This is a genomic window from Sphingomonas sp. LHG3443-2 (assembly GCF_049896405.1).
In the GTDB taxonomy this organism is placed as follows: Bacteria; Pseudomonadota; Alphaproteobacteria; order Sphingomonadales; family Sphingomonadaceae; genus Sphingomicrobium.
In genome coordinates this window covers 735,247-750,760 of the sequence record NZ_JAFCUG010000001.1, presented here as the reverse complement: position 1 = coordinate 750,760, position 15,514 = coordinate 735,247, and the positions used below count along the sequence as shown (strand labels likewise).

Here is a 15,514-nt window from a genome sequence, read left to right as displayed (position 1 = left end):
TCCAGCCCTCGGGCAATTGTCATGCGCCCACGCCGCCCTATCTGACGAGCCGTGCTCGTTTCCCACGCAGGACCTTTTCATGCCCGATCTGTTTGACCCGGTCGTCTTCGGCGACATCCAGCTTGCCAACCGCATCGTCATGGCTCCGCTTACCCGCGGCCGCTCCGGCCCGACCGGGGTGCCGACCGAACTGGGCGTCGAATATTACCGCCAGCGTGCGGGCGCCGGGCTGATCATTTCCGAAGGCACCGGCATCAGCCGCGAGGGCCTCGGCTGGCCCAACGCGCCGGGTCTGTGGACCGAAGAGCAGGTCGAAGGCTGGAAGCCGGTGACCGAGGCGGTGCATCAGGCCGGCGGTAAAATCGTCGCGCAGTTGTGGCACATGGGACGGCTCGTTCATTCCAGCGTGACCGGCACCCAGCCCGTCTCGGCCAGCGCCACCACCGCGCCCAACAAGGCGCATACCTACGAGGGCAAGAAGGCCTACGAGGAAGCGCGGGCGATCACTCACGACGACATCCAGCGCATTCTCGGCGACTATGCGACGGCGACCCGCAATGCGCTGCGGGCCGGGTTCGACGGCGTACAGCTGCATGGCGCCAACGGCTATTTGATCGACCAATTTTTGCGCGACGGCACCAACCTCAGGACGGACGACTATGGCGGCTCAGTCGACAACCGCATCCGCCTGCTGCGCGAAGCGACCGAAGCGCTGATCTCCGAAGCCGGTGCCGGCCGCACCCTGGTCCGGCTGAGCCCGCTTGGCCTCGTCCAGGGCTGCGACGACAGCGATCCGCACGGATTGTTCATCGCGGCTGGTAAGGCGCTTGGAGAGCTCGGTATTGCCGCGATCGAGCTTCGCGAGCCGGGCGCGCATTCGACCTTTGCCGCCACCGACATTCCGCCGGTCAGCCCGCACATCCGCCCGCACTTCAACGGCGGGATCATCCTCAACAGCGATTACGACGGGCCCTCGGCGCGCGCGCGTCTGAGCGAAGGAGTCGCCGACGCGATTGCATTTGGACGGCCGTTCATAGCCAATCCCGACCTTGTGCATCGCCTGCGCGGCGACCTTCCGCTGACGGCGCCGGATCCCAGCACGTTCTACACCGCAGGGGCGGAGGGCTACATCGATTATCCCGAGTATGAGGAACAGGAAGCCGCCTGAACCTTTGTCGATGCCATGGCAAAAGCATCGACAAACAACCTCGTGAACTGGAAGGCCGCTGGCGCGGTCGCGGCTGCGACCCTGGTCGGGCTCGGCGTTGCTTATGTCCTTCAGGAGAAAGCAACGGCGGGGCCCGGCTACCGGACACTGGTGAGCGACGGCGACCTCCAGATCCGCAGCTATCCCGCGATCAAGGTCGCCGAAACGGTGGTCGCGGGGCCGCGCAAGGAAGCGCTGAGCGAAGGGTTCCGGATCCTTGCCGACTATATCTTCGCCAAGTCGCGGCCTGGCGAAAAGCTGCCGATGACCGCGCCGGTGATGCAGGACGCGGGCAATCCGATGGCCAGCGATCCGCCGCGCTTCGACGACGAGGTCGAAGGCGGCTGGCGGGTCCGCTTCGTGTTGCCCGAGGGCCATGACATTCCCGAGCCGCCGGCGGGCGTGACGATTATCGACGTGCCCGCGCGGCGGGTCGGTGCGGCGACCTTCCACGGCACCGCGCATGACGACCGCCTACAGGCGGCCGAAGACCGGCTACGCGGCTGGCTCGCCCGCCATGGCGAGGAAACCGTCAAGTGCGAGCCCGAATATGCCTTTTACAACTCGCCGATGATCCCGCCGCCGCTGCGCCGCAATGAGGTGCTGCTGGCGCTGACCTGAGGCGCCGCCGCGGCTGCACGGCTCAGATCGGGTGGCCGTCGGTGTCCATCAGCACTTCGCGGCGACCGACGTGGTCGGGCTGGCCGACCTTGCCGTCCTTTTCCATTCGCTCGATCAGCCGCGCCGCGCTGTTGTAGCCGATCCGGAGCTGGCGCTGGATATAGGAGGTCGAGGCCTTCTGGCTTTCGGCCACTACCTGGATCGCCTTGCGGTAGAGCTGGCTCTCGGGATCGTCGTCGCCATCCGGCGCACCATCGAGCGCGAAGCCGCCGTCTTCGGGTTCCTCGGTCACCGCGCTGATGTAATCGGGCGTGCCTTGCTTGCGCCAATGATCGGCGATCAGGCGCACTTCGTCGTCGCTGACGAACGGTCCGTGCACGCGCAGGATCTGCTTGCCGCCCGGCATGTAGAGCATGTCGCCCTTGCCCAGCAGCTGCTCCGCCCCCTGCTCGCCAAGGATGGTGCGGCTGTCGATCTTGCTGGTGACCTGGAAGCTGATGCGGGTCGGAAGGTTGGCCTTGATGACGCCAGTGATGACGTCAACGCTCGGCCGCTGGGTCGCCATGATGAGGTGGATGCCGGCCGCACGCGCCTTCTGCGCCAACCGCTGGATCAGGAATTCGACTTCCTTGCCGGCGGTCATCATCAGGTCGGCAAGTTCGTCGACCACCACCACGATCTGCGGAAGGACCTCGTAGTCCAGCTCCTCGGTCTCGTAGACCGGTTGGCCAGAGTCGGCGTCGTAGCCGGTCTGGACCTTGCGCCCGAGCTTGGTGCCGCGCGCCTTGGCTTCCAGCACCTTGTCGTTGAAGCTCTTGAGCGCGCGCACGCCAAGGCTCGCCATCATGCGATAGCGTTCCTCCATCTGCTCGACCGCCCATTTCAGCGCGCGGATCGCCTTGGGCGGTTCGGTTACCACCGGGGCGAGCAGATGCGGGATGCCGTCGTAGATGCTGAGTTCGAGCATCTTGGGGTCGATCATGATCATCCGGCACTGGTCCGGGCCCATCCGGTACAGCAGCGACAGGATCATGCAGTTGAGGCCGACCGACTTGCCCGAGCCGGTGGTGCCCGCGACCAGCAGGTGCGGCATGGGGGCGAGGTCGGCGATGACCGGATCGCCTGCGATGTTCTTGCCGAGCACCAAGGGCAGGCTCATCGCCTGGTCGGCAAAGGCCTGACTGCCGATCAGTTCGCGCAGCGCGACGCTTTCGCGCTTCGGGTTAGGAAGCTCGATGCCGATCACGCTGCGACCGGGAATGGTGGCGACGCGGGCCGAGAGCGCACTCATGTTGCGCGCGATATCGTCGGCGAGCTGGATCACGCGGCTGGCCTTGATGCCGGATGCGGGCTCCAGTTCGTACATGGTGACGACCGGGCCGGGGCGCACCTCGACGATGTCGCCGCGGACGTGGAAATCCTCCAGCACGCTTTCGAGCAGGCGGGCATTGCGCTCGAGCCCGGCGCGGTCGACCGGGTTGCGGCCGGCGTCGGTCGGCGCGGCAAGCAGGTCGATCGGCGGCAAGGCATAACTGTCGCCCAGCGCGAGGCTTTGCTGCTGCGCAGGAGCGCCTTTCTTGCCGCGCGGCGGCTTGTCGACGACGTTGGACGCCGGGACGATGGTCGTGCTCGGTTCCTTGACGTTGACCTCGGGCCGAGAACGCGGTGGCTTGGCCTCGCCGCGCTCCTCGCGCTCCACTGCGGTGCGGCGCGGGGCCGGGGCCTGGTCACGATCGCGGCGGAGGCGCGTGGTGACGAACGCCCGCTCCTCCTCGTCAAGATTGAGCGCGAGAAAGGCGAGGATCAGCCCGCCGAGACCCAGCAACAGGATCAGCGCAATCCGGCTCGGTCCGGCGATGGCAGGCTCGGAGATCAGGCCGAGCAAAGCTTCCCAGCCGCTCGCGCCGGCTAGTCCGAGCACACCGGCAAGGCCTGCGGGAAGGCCCGAGGCGACCGACTTGGTCGTGAGGCCGAGCGCCATGCCGATCAGCACCGCGCCCGCGGTCGCCACCAGCAAGGCACGGCCGATGCGTCCGGTCGGCCGCCCGCCGAGCAGGCGCGTCCCGGCCAGCACCAGCACCGGCAGCAGGGTGATGCCGCCCGGGCCGAGCAGCAGCAGCAGCAGGTCGCTGCCATAAGCGCCCGGCAGGCCTAGCCAGTTCTGCGCCGGACCGCCCGCCGCCGTGCTCCAGCTCGGGTCGGTCGGCTCGTGGGTGAGGAGCGCAACGGCGAGCGCGGCGGCAACCGCAATGGCGAACACGCCCGCCAGCTTCACCATCAGCGTGCGGACGGCGCCCCCCAGACGGTCGCGCCAGTCGGGCTCCAGCTCGCGCCGGTCCGCGCGCGTGCGTACTGCTGCTGTTGCCATGACCTTCTGTGCCCGTCCCACCCGGTGTTCGCTTGTTCCCCCCTTGTGCCTCTCACCCGAGTCCATGGTCAAGGATGACGAGGTGAAGCAGAGCGCCTACATGCGGCTTCCATGACACAGGATCGGCAGTTGCATTCGGACGTCATCATCCTCGGCGGAGGGCTGGTCGGGCTGGCGCTCGCCGCGGCGCTTGACAGCGCGGGCCTGCGTTCGACGGTCGTCGACCCCGCCGATCCCGACACCCGCAATGGCGTCGCCTTCGACGGCCGCACCACCGCTGTTTCCTCGTCGAGCATGCGGATGTTTCGCCAGATCGGCGTTCTCGATCATCTGGCGGAGCCAGGCTGCCCGATCGGCGCGATCCGGGTCGCCGATGGCCTCGCGCCCGGCGCGCTGACGTTTGAGCCGGGGGAAGATGGCGAACCGCTGGGCGTGATGCATGAGAACCGGCACCTTCGTGCCGCGCTGCTGGCGCGGGCGGAAGCGGGGCCGAACATCACGCTCTGCTGGAAGGCGCGGACCGCAAAAGTCGTGCGAGGCGATTTCTCTGGCACCGTGCGGCTCGAGGACGGGCGCACGTCCAGCGCGCCGCTGATCGTCGGTGCCGAAGGACGCCAATCGCCGAGCCGGGAGGCTGCGGGCATCCGCATGGCGCGCTGGTCGTATCGTCACACCGCGATCGTTTCGACGCTCGCGCACGAACGCCCGCACGAGCATATCGCTTATGAGATCTTCTATCCGGCCGGCCCGTTTGCGCTGCTGCCGATGAACGACCTTGCCGACGGGACGTATCGCTCCGCGCTGGTGTGGTCCGTTGCCAACGACAAGGCGGCCGGGCTGCTGGCCCTCGACGAAACAGCATTTGCGGCCGAGGCGCAGGCGGCGATGGGCGGGTTCCTGGGCAACATACGGTTGCTGACGCCGCGCTCCTCCTATCCCCTCGGCTTTCACCATGCGGCCCGGATCACCGACCGGCGGCTGGCGCTGGTCGGAGATGCGGCGCATGCGATCCACCCGATCGCGGGACAGGGCGTGAACCTCGGCTTCCGCGATGCCGCCGCGCTGGCCGAAGTGCTGGTCGATGGGGCGCGGCTGGGGCTCGACCTCGGCGATGCGCAGCTGCTTGCCCGCTACCAACGCTGGCGGGCACTCGATGCGTTCAGCGTGGCGCTGGCGACAGACGGGCTGACCCGACTTTACGGTGTGCCCGGCAAGGCGGCGTCGGTGGTGCGGCGGCTTGGCATGGGAGTGGTCGACCGCCTGGGACCGCTCAAGAACAAGCTCAACGCGGCGGCGCGGGGCAACAGCGGCGATCTGCCCAAGCTGCTGCTGGGCGAAGCGCTCTAGTTACTGCATCCGCGGGCTGACGTCCCCGCCGCCCTGCGCCATGCGCAGGAACTGCATCAGCTGGATCAGTAGCTCCGCGCGGGTCGGCAGTTCTTCTTCCTCGAGCAGCGCCTGCTTGGCCCCGCCATCGAATGGCGCGACCTGGGCGATGGCGTTGACGAGCATCTCGTCGTCGAGGCGCTCCACCGCGTTCCAATCGACGGTCAGCCCCATGGCGTCACCCAGGAGGCGCGCCTCCTGTTCCACCGCGGCGCGTAGCACGGACGGCAGCGCATCGGGCTCGTTCTCGGCATCCTCGCCTGGCACCACGTCGGCCTGGCGATAGGGCGTGCCGACATCGGCTTCGGCGATCAGGCGGAAGCGGGTGGTGCCCTGAAGCACGATGTTGAAGCGCCCGTCGCTGAGTTCCTCCATGCCGACGATCTCGCCGATGCAGCCGACCCGGTAGAGCTCGGGGTTGCCGAGCCCGTCGTCAGGCAGCGCTTTGGGCTGGATCATCCCGATCAGCCCCCCGCCCGCCACCGCATCCTCGACCATCTGGCGGTAGCGAGGTTCGAAGATGTGCAGCGGCAAATGGCTGCGCGGGAACAGGATCGCCCCCCCGAGCGGAAACAAGGGTAAGCGGATAGGCGAGGCGCTCACGTGAACAGCAGGGCCGAGAGGCGGCGGCGCTGGGAACGCGCCCACGGATCTTCCAGCCCCTGCGCTTCGAGCAACTGCAGGAAGCGGGTCCGCGCCGCGCCCTCGTTCCAGTTGCGATCGCGCTGGATCACCTCGAGCAGAGCATCAGCCGCATCGTCGCGGCGGCCGCCCGCCATCAATGCGTTGGCCAGCTCCATCCGCGCTTCGTGGTCGTTGGGGTTGGAAGCAAGCCGCTGCTCGAGGCCAGCCGTGTCCACCGCCGGCGCCGCCGCAATGTCGAGCGCCGCACGAGCGCGGGCGACGGCGGCATCGCTCTGTGCGGTCTCGGGCAGGCCATCGAGCACCGCCTTGGCGTCATCGGCGCGGCCAAGCGCGATCAGTGCACGAGCGAGGCCGCCGGCGACCTCGGGATGATCGGGGTCCATCTCCGCGATCTGGCGGAAGATGTTCTCGGCCCGCTCCGCATCGCCGCCGGCAAGCACTTCTTCGCCCATGGCGATCAGCGGCTCGATCTCGGCTTCCAGAGCCTGCGCTTCGCCCTTGACCGGAAGCTGGCCGAGCAGCTGGTCGAGCACACGCTTGATCTGCCCTTCGCTGCGATATTGCGTGAGGTCGGCGACCGGCTGGCCGCCGAAGATGGCGTAGACGGTTGGGATCGAGCGGATCTGGAACTGCGCGGCGACGACCTTTTCCTCGTCGACGTCGACCTTGACCAGGACGACGCCCTTGTCGGCGTAATCGGCGGCGACCTTTTCGAGCACCGGGCCGAGCTGCTTGCAGGGGCCGCACCACTCCGCCCAGAAGTCGAGAATGACCAATTTGTCTAGGGAGGGCTGAAGCACCCGCTCCTGGAAGCTGCGAATCGCTTCGCGTTCTTCCGTGCTCATTCCGAGAGTGGCCACGTCGCTGCTTCGTCCTTCCGTTCGTACTGGCAGGCATATGGGCCAGCCGCCCCCTTCCGCCAAGTCTCACAACCTAAAGGCTATGAAGGGGTTGCCAGCCCTGAAAGCCGTTGCTAACGGGCCCCCACCCAGACGGCGCGAGCCGCCGTCGCATGGCGCCAGAGCGGGCGTAGCTCAGGGGTAGAGCACAACCTTGCCAAGGTTGGGGTCGAGGGTTCGAATCCCTTCGCCCGCTCCAGCGGTCCTTTCGGATCGCCCTTTCCCAACGAACAATGACTCAGCGAGCGAGTAGCGCTGCGCCTTCGATTTGGTCGAGCGCACGGTGCGCGGCGATATAGGTGCGCGCGTCGGCGACCCATTTGGGCGCCGCCGAGATGCCCGGCAGCCGCATTGCTTCGGCTAGCGCCTGGTCGACCTGACCGGTGCCGAGGCGGGCCACCGCGCGATCATAGGTGGGTACCGGGCGCTGGCTCGGCTGGTCGGCGCGGCGGATGGTAACGAGGCCGGCCATCTCCTGCCGCACCGTCTGCCACAGGCTGGCGTTCTCGGGCGCGGCCTTGAGGCGTGGAGCAAGCGCGGAGAAATCGGTGGCCAGCTGGTCAAGCCGCACCGGGCGCCGCGAGGCGGTGATGATGGTGGCCACCGCCTGCGGATGGGTCGGACCGAAGCGCTCGGTCAGCAACGGCTCGAGATAGCCGAGGGCCACCCCTCGATCGATGGCGCGGCGTGCAGCGAACGCGACCAGCAGCGCGTCGGCGCGTCCGGCCGAACTTTCCGCCCTTGTGGTGGCGCTTTCAACCCGTGCCAGGCGTGCTTCAAGGGTGGCGACACGCGCTTCGGTTGCGGGAAGAGGGTCAACGGCACCCGGCACCGCGGGCGCTCCGACCGGCATCGTCGCTACCTGCTGCGGCTGCGCTTGCGCGACGGCGTCGGCCGGCGGCTGCAGCCCGGCAAGCCGTGCGGCTTCCGGAAAGCGGTTCAGCGCCCACACCGCCACCGCACCGCCGAGCAGGAGGAGAAGCAGGGTGCCAAGCAAGATCGCACTGAGGCTTGTCCGCCGGTATGCCGAACTGGTCGTCATCGCGGCTATTCCTCGCACAGCTTGGCGGCAAGGAAAAGCAAGGCCGCATCGCTCGGTGCCGCCGCCGCTTCGCAGCGCTCCCAGCCGGGGCCGCAGGCCGCCGCCGCCGCCGGACTGATCGCCGCCACCCGCACCCGCTCCCGCGCGACCGCGACATCGGCAAGACGCCGCCCTGCTGCCGGCGAATGGATCAGCACGACCGCTCCTTGGAGCAGTGACGCGTCCGGAAGCGGGAGCGCGACTATTCGATAGACCGTGACGGAAGTGATGTGCTGCCGGGAGGTCGCCGGCAGGGTCCGCTCCTCGCCGGCAAGATGCAGCAAGCGCAGGTCAGATGGCAGGCGGTCGAGCAGGTCATCGACGCCCCCCTCGCCGACGGTGCTGACCTCAAGACCTGCCTCCCTTGCGGCCGCTGCCGAAGCCTCGCCGACCGCATGCACTGGAAGTTTGGGCCACGTGCCGGCGAGACGCACGGCGTTGGCGCTGGTCACCAGCAGGGCATCGAACGCGCCTTCCGGCAGCGTCCAGCCCACGGCCTCAGCGGCAAATAGAGGGTGACGGCGAACCTCCAGTCCCATCGCCTCAGCCCGCATGGCCGTTGCGGAGGCGCCAGGCTCAGGACGGAGGATGAGGAGCGGTCTCACGCCGGATTGAAGAGCAGTCGGACCTCGGGCGGTGCGCGGCCGATGAGGTCGGCGGCGAGCGCCAGCCCGGCCGCTTCTTCCTCGCCCTGTGCCGCCCGCACTTCCCCCGAGACATGGGCGGCGCCGTCGGTGCTGAGCAATTCGGCGCGAAGCCACAGGCTGCCGTCACCTTCGACCAGCCCCAGCGCTGCGACGGGCGAGTGGCAGGAGCCGCCGACCCCGCGGCAGAAGGCGCGCTCGGCCGTCACCGCACGGCGGGTCGGCTCGTCGTCGATCGCCTTGAGCAGCGCGCGAGTTTCGGCATCGTCGGTGCGGCACTCGATCGCAATGGCGGCCTGGCCCGGTGCGGGCAGGAAGGTGTCGATCTCTATCGCATTTCCTTCCTCGATCCCCAGCCGGTCGAGTCCGGCGGCGGCGAGAAAGGTCGCCTCGTAATTGCCGCTGGCGATATGGTTGAGGCGGGTCGCGACATTGCCGCGCATGATCGAGACCTGCAGGTCGGGCCGCCGCCGCAGCAGCTGCGCCGTTCGCCGCGGCGAAGAAGTGCCGACCCTGGCACCCTGAGAAAGCGCGTCGATCGACGGAGCGCCGATCAGGCGATCACGCACGTCGGCGCGGGGCAGGAAGGCGGCGATGCAGAGGTTGTCGGGCCGCTCGCTTTCGACATCCTTGCAGCTGTGCACCGACAGTTGCGTGGTGCCGCCGAGCAGGAATTGGTCGAGCTCCTTGGTCCACAGCGCCTTGCCGCCGATTTCGGCGAGCGCGCGATCCTGCACCTTGTCGCCCGTGGTCCGGACCTCGTGCAGCTGGACCGAGCCCGGCGCCCAGCCATGCGCCGCCTCCAACGCGGCAGCGGTCGCGCGGGCCTGGGCGAGCGCCAGCGGGGACGAACGGGTTCCGGCAAGCAGGCGCGGTGTCATGGGCTGCCTCTTGCCAGACGCCCAGGCGAACCGCAAAGGCCTGCTCCGAATGGCGCTGATCCTCGGCCTTGAATCCTCGTGCGACGATAGTGCCGTGGCGCTGGTCACCAGCGACCGGCAGATCGTGGCGCAGCGCGTCGTGGGGCAGAACCAGGCGCACGCTCCGTTCGGCGGCGTGGTGCCCGAGATCGCCGCGCGGGCGCATGTCGAGGTGCTGCCAGGCCTCGTCCGCGAGGTGCTGGACGAAGCGGACGTTTCACTGGCTGAGGTCGATGCCATTGCTGCGACGGCCGGACCTGGCCTGATCGGTGGCGTCATGGTGGGGCTGCTCACCGCCAAGGGGCTGGCGTTGGCCTGCGGCAAGCCGCTGGTCGCAGTCAATCATCTCGAGGGCCATGCGCTGTCGCCGCGGCTGGTCGATGCGGGTCTCGGCTTTCCCTACCTCCTGCTGCTCGCCAGCGGTGGGCATTGCCAGCTGCTCGAAGTGAACGGCGTCGGCGATTATCGCCGTCTCGCCACCACCATCGACGATGCCGCGGGCGAAGCGTTCGACAAGGCGGCGAAACTGCTCGGCCTGCCCTATCCCGGCGGTCCGGCGATCGAGGCGCTGGCACGCGACGGTGACGCCAGGGCGGTGCCGTTGCCCCGGCCGCTGGTCGGCAGCCCGGAACCGCATTTCTCCTTCGCGGGGCTCAAAAGCGCGGTGCAGCGCGCGGTGGCAGCCGGCACGCACAAACCTGCCGACATCGCCGCCAGTTTCCAGCAGGCGGTGGTCGATTGCTTCCTCGACCGTACCCGCCGAGCGTTGGCGGTGAGCGATGCTCCGGCGCTGGTGGTGGCAGGCGGCGTCGCGGCCAATTCGGCGGTTCGCGCCGCGCTCGAAAATCTTGCCGCCGAGCAGGGCCGCGCCTTCTCGGTGCCGCCGGGCTGGCTGTGCACCGACAATGCCGCCATGATCGCCTGGGCTGGGGCCGAGCGGTTTGCCGCTGGCTTGGTCGACGGGCTTGACGCTCCGGCCCGGGCGCGCTGGCCGCTCGATGAAAGCGCCGACGCGGTGCGCGGGGCAGGAGTGAAGGCATGAAAGTAGGCGTGATCGGCGGCGGCGCGTGGGGCACCGCGCTCGCGCAGGTGGCGGCGCTGGGCGGCGAGACCCGGCTGTGGGCGCGCGAATCCGAAGTGGTCGGCAGCATCGCCAAGCGGCGGATCAACGACCTGTTCCTCCCGGGCGTGCCGCTGTCCGAGGCAATCCAGCCGACCGGCGACGTGTCGGACCTCGCCGATTGCCCTGTCTGGCTGGTCGTCACCCCGGCGCAGCACATGCGCCGCGTGCTCGAAGCCGCGCCGACCTGCCCCGTCGCGCTGCTGCTCTGCTCAAAGGGGATCGAGGAGGAAAGCGGCCAACTCCTCCATCAGGTCGCGCGCGAAGCCTGCCCTGGCGCGGCGGTGATGGTGCTGTCGGGCCCGACCTTCGCGCACGAGGTCGCCGCCGGCCTTCCGACTGCGCTCACCCTTGCAGCCGAGGTCGAGGCGGAAGCCGAAGCCGTCCGCGCCCGCCTTGCCCGGCCGGCATTCCGTATCTACCTCAGCGACGACGTTGCCGGGGCGGAAGTCGGCGGGGCGGTCAAGAACGTGCTGGCGATCGCTTGCGGCGTGGTCGAGGGCCGCGGCCTCGGCCAGAATGCCCGTGCCGCGCTGATCGCCCGCGGGTTTGCCGAGATGACCCGCTTCGGCCTCGCGCGCGGGGCACGGGCGGAGACGCTGGCGGGGCTGTCGGGGCTCGGCGATCTGGTGCTGACCTGCTCGTCCACCAGCAGCCGCAATTTCTCACTCGGCAAGGGTCTCGGCCAAGGTCGCCCGGCCACCGAGCTAATGGCCGACCGCCGCACGGTGGCCGAAGGCGCGTTTACCGCGCCAGTGCTGCGCCGCCTTGCCGACAACGAAGGCGTCGACATGCCGATCGTGGCGGCGGTGGACGACCTGCTCGCCGGCCGGGCCAGCGTCGATGCGGTGCTCGAGCGGCTGCTCGCTCGTCCCCTCCGCCTCGAAAGGCATTAGAAATCCCAGGCAATCCCCTTCTTTTCCCAGTCGCCGTAGCGCGTGGGATCGAGCCGCGGCTTGTCGCCGGCGGGCGGCGGCGCGGGCTCGGCGGGTTCCGGCTCGGGCACCGGCGGCGACTTGCTGAGATAGGTGGGCGGCTTGAGATGGTCGGGGCGCGGCATGGACAGGGAGATGGGCGTTGAAACGGCCGCAGCCAAGAGGGCCCGAAGCCGGGGTCGATGCCCGCCGAGCGGCGCTGCGCATCCTCGACCGGGTGGTGCGCAGCGGGCAGACGATGGATTCGGCGGTGCAGGGGTTGAAGCTCGAACCGTCCGACCAGGGTCTCGCGCTCGCCATCGCCGGTGAGACGCTGCGCCGCCTGCCCCTGCTCGACCGGCTGATCGACGGCGCGACGCGGCAGGTGCTGCCCGACGACGCCAAGGCGCGGATGGTGCTGCGCCTTGCGCTCGCCCAGCGGATCGCGCTCAACGTGCCCGATCACGCCCTGGTCGCGACCGCTCTGCCTTTGGTCGAGGGCGGTCCGCGGCGCCTGGTGCACGGCGTGCTCGGCACCCTGCTGCGCGGCACACTGCCAGACGCTGACGAAGGCGCCTTGCCCGCCGCGGTCGAGGAGCGCTGGACCGCCGCCTGGGGGGACGAGGCCGTTGACGCCGCGCGCCGTGCCATCGTCCGCCGCCCGCCGCTCGACCTTAGCTTCCGCAGCCATGAGGAAGCCACTGCCTTTGCCGAGGCTGAAGGCGGCATCAGCCTGGCCGAGCGCCATGTGCGCCTCGCTGACGCCCGGTCCGTCACTGCCTTGCCCGGTTTCGCCGAAGGACGCTGGTGGGTGCAGGACCTGTCCTCCACCCTGCCCGCGCGGATGATCCCGACCGACGCCGCCCGCGTGCTCGACGCCTGCGCGGCGCCCGGCGGCAAGACCCTGCAGATCGCCGCCGCCGGTCACGCCACCACCGCGCTCGACCGCTCGGAAAGTCGTCTGGCGCGACTTCGCCAGAACCTCGCCCGAACCGGACTCGACGCCGAGATCGCCGTCGCCGACGTGCTCGGCTACACGCCCGGCGAGCCCTTCGACGCCGTCCTCCTCGACGCGCCATGCTCGGCCACCGGCACCTTCCGTCGCCACCCCGAAGTGCTGCTTCGCGCGTCCGAACGGATCATCCGTGAAAGCGCGGAGCTTCAGGGCCGTTTGCTCATCGCCGCGGCTGGGTGGGTGCGCCCGGGCGGAACGCTCGTCTATGCGGTGTGCAGCCTCGAGCCGCAGGAGGGCGAAGACATCATCGCTGCCTTCCTTGCCAGCAGAGCCGACTACACCTTGGCCGAACAGCGCCGCGTGCTGCCCGGCGAGCTCGAGGAGCAAGGCGGAATGGACGGCTTCTTCACCGCTCGCCTTGTGCGCGGGGCCTAGTCCCGTCTAATCGGTCCCATGGCCCAGCCGATCATCGCGCCCTCGATCCTGTCCGCCGACTTCGCACGGCTTGGCGAAGAGGTGCGGGCGATCGACGCGGCCGGCGCCGACTGGATCCATATCGACGTCATGGACGGGCATTTCGTGCCCAACCTCACCATCGGCCCGATGGTGGTGAAAGCGCTTCGCCCGCACAGCGCCAAGCCGTTCGATGTCCACCTGATGATCTCGCCGGTCGACCCGCTGCTCGACGCCTTCGCCGAGGCCGGGGCCGACATCATCACCGTCCACCCCGAAGCCGGCCCGCACCTTCATCGCACGCTGCAGCGCATCCGCTCGCTGGGCAAGAAGACCGGCGTGTCGCTCAATCCCGCGACCCCGGCCAAGATGCTCGACTACGTGCTGGACGAGATCGACCTCGTCCTGGTGATGAGCGTCAATCCCGGGTTCGGCGGGCAGAAGTTCATCGCCTCGCAGCTCCGCAAGATCGAGGCGCTGGCCAAGCGCATCGTCAAGGAAGGGCTCGATGTCACGCTTGAGGTCGACGGCGGGGTCGATGCGACCATCGCCCGCCAATGCGTCGATGCCGGCGCCACCGCGCTGGTCGCCGGAACGGCGGCCTTCCGCGGCGGGCCGGATCAGTACGCCGCCAACATTGCCGCGCTGAAAGCCGAGCCGTGAGCCAAAGCGGGGGCGGTCTTTCCCGGCTCGCGACCCTGCCGCTGCTGCAGCGGCTGGTCGAGCGCGGAAAGCCCCCTCTGCGCCTGATCGGCGTCGCCCGCGATCACGTCACCGGGTCCAAGACCCGCGGCGAGCAACTGCTGGCCGGTCGCTTCGTCAGCGGCGGCGAAGTGGTCGAGCTCGCCGGCCTGAATTGGGGAAGCATCGATCCGGCCACCCCGGCCGGAGCTGAGCTGCACGGCTTCGCCTGGCTGCGCGATCTCGCGGCTGCCGCCACGCGCGAAAAGGGCGCGCCGCTGGCTGAGGACCTCGCCGGACGCTGGCTGCTCGCCCACGGCGCCAAGGTCGATGCGGCCTGGGCGCCGGCGCTGTGGGGCGAGCGGCTGCTGTTCTGGCTCGCTTACGCGCCCTACCTCCTGTCGCGGCGCGATGCGGACTATCGCTCGGCCCTGCTCAACACTGCCGCCCGCGCCGCCCGGCACCTCGCCGGCACCGCCGACGAAGCGGCGCCCGGCCTACCGCGTATCACCGCCTGGGCTGGCCTGACCGCCGCCTGCCTTTTGCTCTCCTCCGGCACCGCGCGGCTGGCCAAGGCCGAGACCGGCCTGTCGCGAGCACTCGCCAGCGCGCAATATGACGATGGCGGGCTGATGAGCCGCTCGCCTGCCGAACAGGCCGCTTTGGTCGACCGCCTCGGAGTGCTCCGCGCCGCCTATGCCGCCGCCCGCCACGACTTCCCGCAAGGGTTCGAGGATGCCGGCGCGGCGGCCCTGGCGGCGCTTCATGGCGTCATCATGGGCGACGGGTCGCTTGGCGCCTGGCAGGGCGGCAACGAAGGCAGCCGCGCCGCCATCGCCGCCCTGATCGAAGGCTGCGGCTTCCGCGCCCGCCCGCTGCGAAACCCGCGCGGCTGGGGCTATCATCGCCTCAGCGCGCTCGGTACCATCCTCGTCATCGATGCCGCGCCGCCGCCGGCCCGCAAGCTCACGCGGAGTGGTTCGGCCTCGACCCTGGCGCTGGAACTGAGCGACGGTCAGCAGAAGCTGGTGGTCAATTGCGGCGGGCCCGGCCCCCACGCCAGCAGCCTGCCCGAAGGCCTCGCCGCCGCGCTGCGCACCACCGCCGCTCATTCCACCCTGACGCTGGCCGACACCAACAGCACCGCAATCCAGCCCGACGGCACGCTCGGCCGCGGGGTCGAGGAAGTGCCGGTCACCCGCTCCGAAGACAATGACGCCAGTCGGATCGAAGCCAGCCACGACGGCTACATCCGCGGCTTCGGCCTGGTTCACGACCGCGCGCTCAGCCTCGGCAACGACGGCAAGGAGATCCGCGGGCTCGACCGGCTGACCCCGCGCGGCCGCAAGAAGATCCGCGAAGACGTGCCCTTCGCGATCCGCTTCCACCTCGCGCCCGGCGTTGAAGCCGTGCCGACCGCCGACGGGCTCGGCGCGCTGATCCGCTCGCCCGGTGCTCCGCCGTGGAACTTCCGTTGCCGCGGGGCGCAGCTCGGGCTCGAAGAAAGCGTTATCGTCGATGGAGCGGGCACGCTCCGCTCCGCCCTCCAGCTGGTTCTGGTCGGCGAGGTTTCGCACCTCGGCGCCGAGATCGGCTGGCAATTCCGCCGCTCCAGTTGAG

15 protein-coding genes and 1 tRNA gene are annotated in these 15,514 nt (G+C 69.4%); 9 read left to right on the top strand and 7 right to left on the bottom strand.

Annotation, left to right across the window (positions count from 1 at the left end):
- Nucleotides 1-79: 79 nt before the first annotated feature.
- Entirely contained in the window at nucleotides 80-1,168 is a 1,089-nt protein-coding gene (locus ACP69Z_RS03710; protein WP_426266203.1) for an alkene reductase, read from the top strand.
- A gap of 42 nt (nucleotides 1,169-1,210) precedes the next feature.
- A complete protein-coding gene (locus ACP69Z_RS03705) occupies nucleotides 1,211-1,828 on the top strand; it encodes an SOUL family heme-binding protein (protein WP_426266202.1) in 618 nt (205 codons plus the stop codon).
- A 22-nt stretch (nucleotides 1,829-1,850) separates the two neighbouring features.
- On the opposite strand, the gene ACP69Z_RS03700 is transcribed toward ACP69Z_RS03705, so the two are convergent.
- The gene (locus ACP69Z_RS03700) at nucleotides 1,851-4,196 is read right to left on the bottom strand and encodes a DNA translocase FtsK 4TM domain-containing protein (RefSeq protein WP_426266201.1); all 2,346 of its coding nucleotides are present in this window, start codon (nucleotides 4,194-4,196) and stop codon (nucleotides 1,851-1,853) included.
- Nucleotides 4,197-4,307: 111 nt separating this feature from the next.
- Between ACP69Z_RS03700 and ACP69Z_RS03695 the strand changes: the two genes are divergently transcribed.
- Nucleotides 4,308-5,543, top strand: a complete 1,236-nt coding sequence (locus ACP69Z_RS03695; protein ID WP_426266200.1) for an FAD-dependent monooxygenase — start codon at nucleotides 4,308-4,310, stop codon at nucleotides 5,541-5,543.
- Here ACP69Z_RS03695 and ACP69Z_RS03690 read toward each other — a convergent pair whose 3' ends face one another.
- Both ACP69Z_RS03690 and ACP69Z_RS03685 read right to left on the bottom strand, forming a co-directional pair.
- Nucleotides 5,544-6,185 carry an LON peptidase substrate-binding domain-containing protein gene (locus tag ACP69Z_RS03690; RefSeq protein WP_426266199.1) on the bottom strand — a complete coding sequence of 214 codons (642 nt, stop codon included), beginning with the start codon at nucleotides 6,183-6,185 and terminating at the stop codon, nucleotides 5,544-5,546. It lies immediately after the preceding gene.
- Nucleotides 6,182-7,087, bottom strand: coding sequence for a tetratricopeptide repeat protein (locus ACP69Z_RS03685; protein WP_426266198.1), 906 nt, complete (start codon nucleotides 7,085-7,087; stop codon nucleotides 6,182-6,184). The genes ACP69Z_RS03690 and ACP69Z_RS03685 overlap by 4 nt, the downstream gene beginning before the upstream one ends.
- Nucleotides 7,088-7,250: 163 nt before the next feature.
- Here ACP69Z_RS03685 and ACP69Z_RS03680 point away from each other — a divergent pair.
- Nucleotides 7,251-7,325 (top strand) — tRNA-Gly (locus ACP69Z_RS03680).
- A gap of 39 nt (nucleotides 7,326-7,364) precedes the next feature.
- On the opposite strand, the gene ACP69Z_RS03675 is transcribed toward ACP69Z_RS03680, so the two are convergent.
- The 3 genes from ACP69Z_RS03675 to hemC are packed head-to-tail and all read right to left on the bottom strand — an operon-like array spanning nucleotide 7,365 to nucleotide 9,732.
- A complete protein-coding gene (locus ACP69Z_RS03675; RefSeq protein WP_426266197.1) occupies nucleotides 7,365-8,168 on the bottom strand; it encodes a hypothetical protein in 804 nt (267 codons plus the stop codon).
- A 5-nt stretch (nucleotides 8,169-8,173) separates the two neighbouring features.
- Nucleotides 8,174-8,812 carry a uroporphyrinogen-III synthase gene (locus ACP69Z_RS03670; protein WP_426266196.1) on the bottom strand — a complete coding sequence of 213 codons (639 nt, stop codon included), beginning with the start codon at nucleotides 8,810-8,812 and terminating at the stop codon, nucleotides 8,174-8,176.
- Nucleotides 8,809-9,732, bottom strand: coding sequence for a hydroxymethylbilane synthase (hemC, locus tag ACP69Z_RS03665; protein WP_426266195.1), 924 nt, complete (start codon nucleotides 9,730-9,732; stop codon nucleotides 8,809-8,811). Before hemC ends, ACP69Z_RS03670 begins: the two co-directional genes overlap by 4 nt.
- Nucleotides 9,733-9,781: 49 nt before the next feature.
- Between hemC and tsaD the strand changes: the two genes are divergently transcribed.
- Together tsaD and ACP69Z_RS03655 are read left to right on the top strand one after the other, a co-directional pair.
- Nucleotides 9,782-10,813: a tRNA (adenosine(37)-N6)-threonylcarbamoyltransferase complex transferase subunit TsaD gene (gene tsaD, locus ACP69Z_RS03660; protein ID WP_426266194.1), complete on the top strand. Its 1,032-nt coding sequence runs from the start codon at nucleotides 9,782-9,784 to the stop codon at nucleotides 10,811-10,813.
- Entirely contained in the window at nucleotides 10,810-11,787 is a 978-nt protein-coding gene (locus tag ACP69Z_RS03655; protein WP_426266193.1) for an NAD(P)H-dependent glycerol-3-phosphate dehydrogenase, read from the top strand. The genes tsaD and ACP69Z_RS03655 overlap by 4 nt, the downstream gene beginning before the upstream one ends.
- Here ACP69Z_RS03655 and ACP69Z_RS03650 read toward each other — a convergent pair.
- A complete protein-coding gene (locus ACP69Z_RS03650) occupies nucleotides 11,784-11,951 on the bottom strand; it encodes a DUF1674 domain-containing protein (protein ID WP_426266192.1) in 168 nt (55 codons plus the stop codon). The genes ACP69Z_RS03655 and ACP69Z_RS03650 overlap by 4 nt on opposite strands.
- 17 nt (nucleotides 11,952-11,968) lie before the next feature.
- Between ACP69Z_RS03650 and ACP69Z_RS03645 the strand changes: the two genes are divergently transcribed.
- Genes ACP69Z_RS03645 through ACP69Z_RS03635 form a run of 3 tightly spaced genes read left to right on the top strand, consistent with a single transcriptional unit; the run spans nucleotide 11,969 to nucleotide 15,513 of the window.
- Nucleotides 11,969-13,195, top strand: coding sequence for an RsmB/NOP family class I SAM-dependent RNA methyltransferase (locus ACP69Z_RS03645; protein WP_426266191.1), 1,227 nt, complete (start codon nucleotides 11,969-11,971; stop codon nucleotides 13,193-13,195).
- Between the two features lie 18 nt (nucleotides 13,196-13,213).
- Entirely contained in the window at nucleotides 13,214-13,876 is a 663-nt protein-coding gene (gene rpe / locus ACP69Z_RS03640; RefSeq protein ID WP_426266190.1) for a ribulose-phosphate 3-epimerase, read from the top strand.
- Entirely contained in the window at nucleotides 13,873-15,513 is a 1,641-nt protein-coding gene (locus tag ACP69Z_RS03635) for a heparinase II/III family protein (protein ID WP_426266189.1), read from the top strand. Before rpe ends, ACP69Z_RS03635 begins: the two co-directional genes overlap by 4 nt.
- Nucleotide 15,514: the final 1 nt, after the last annotated feature.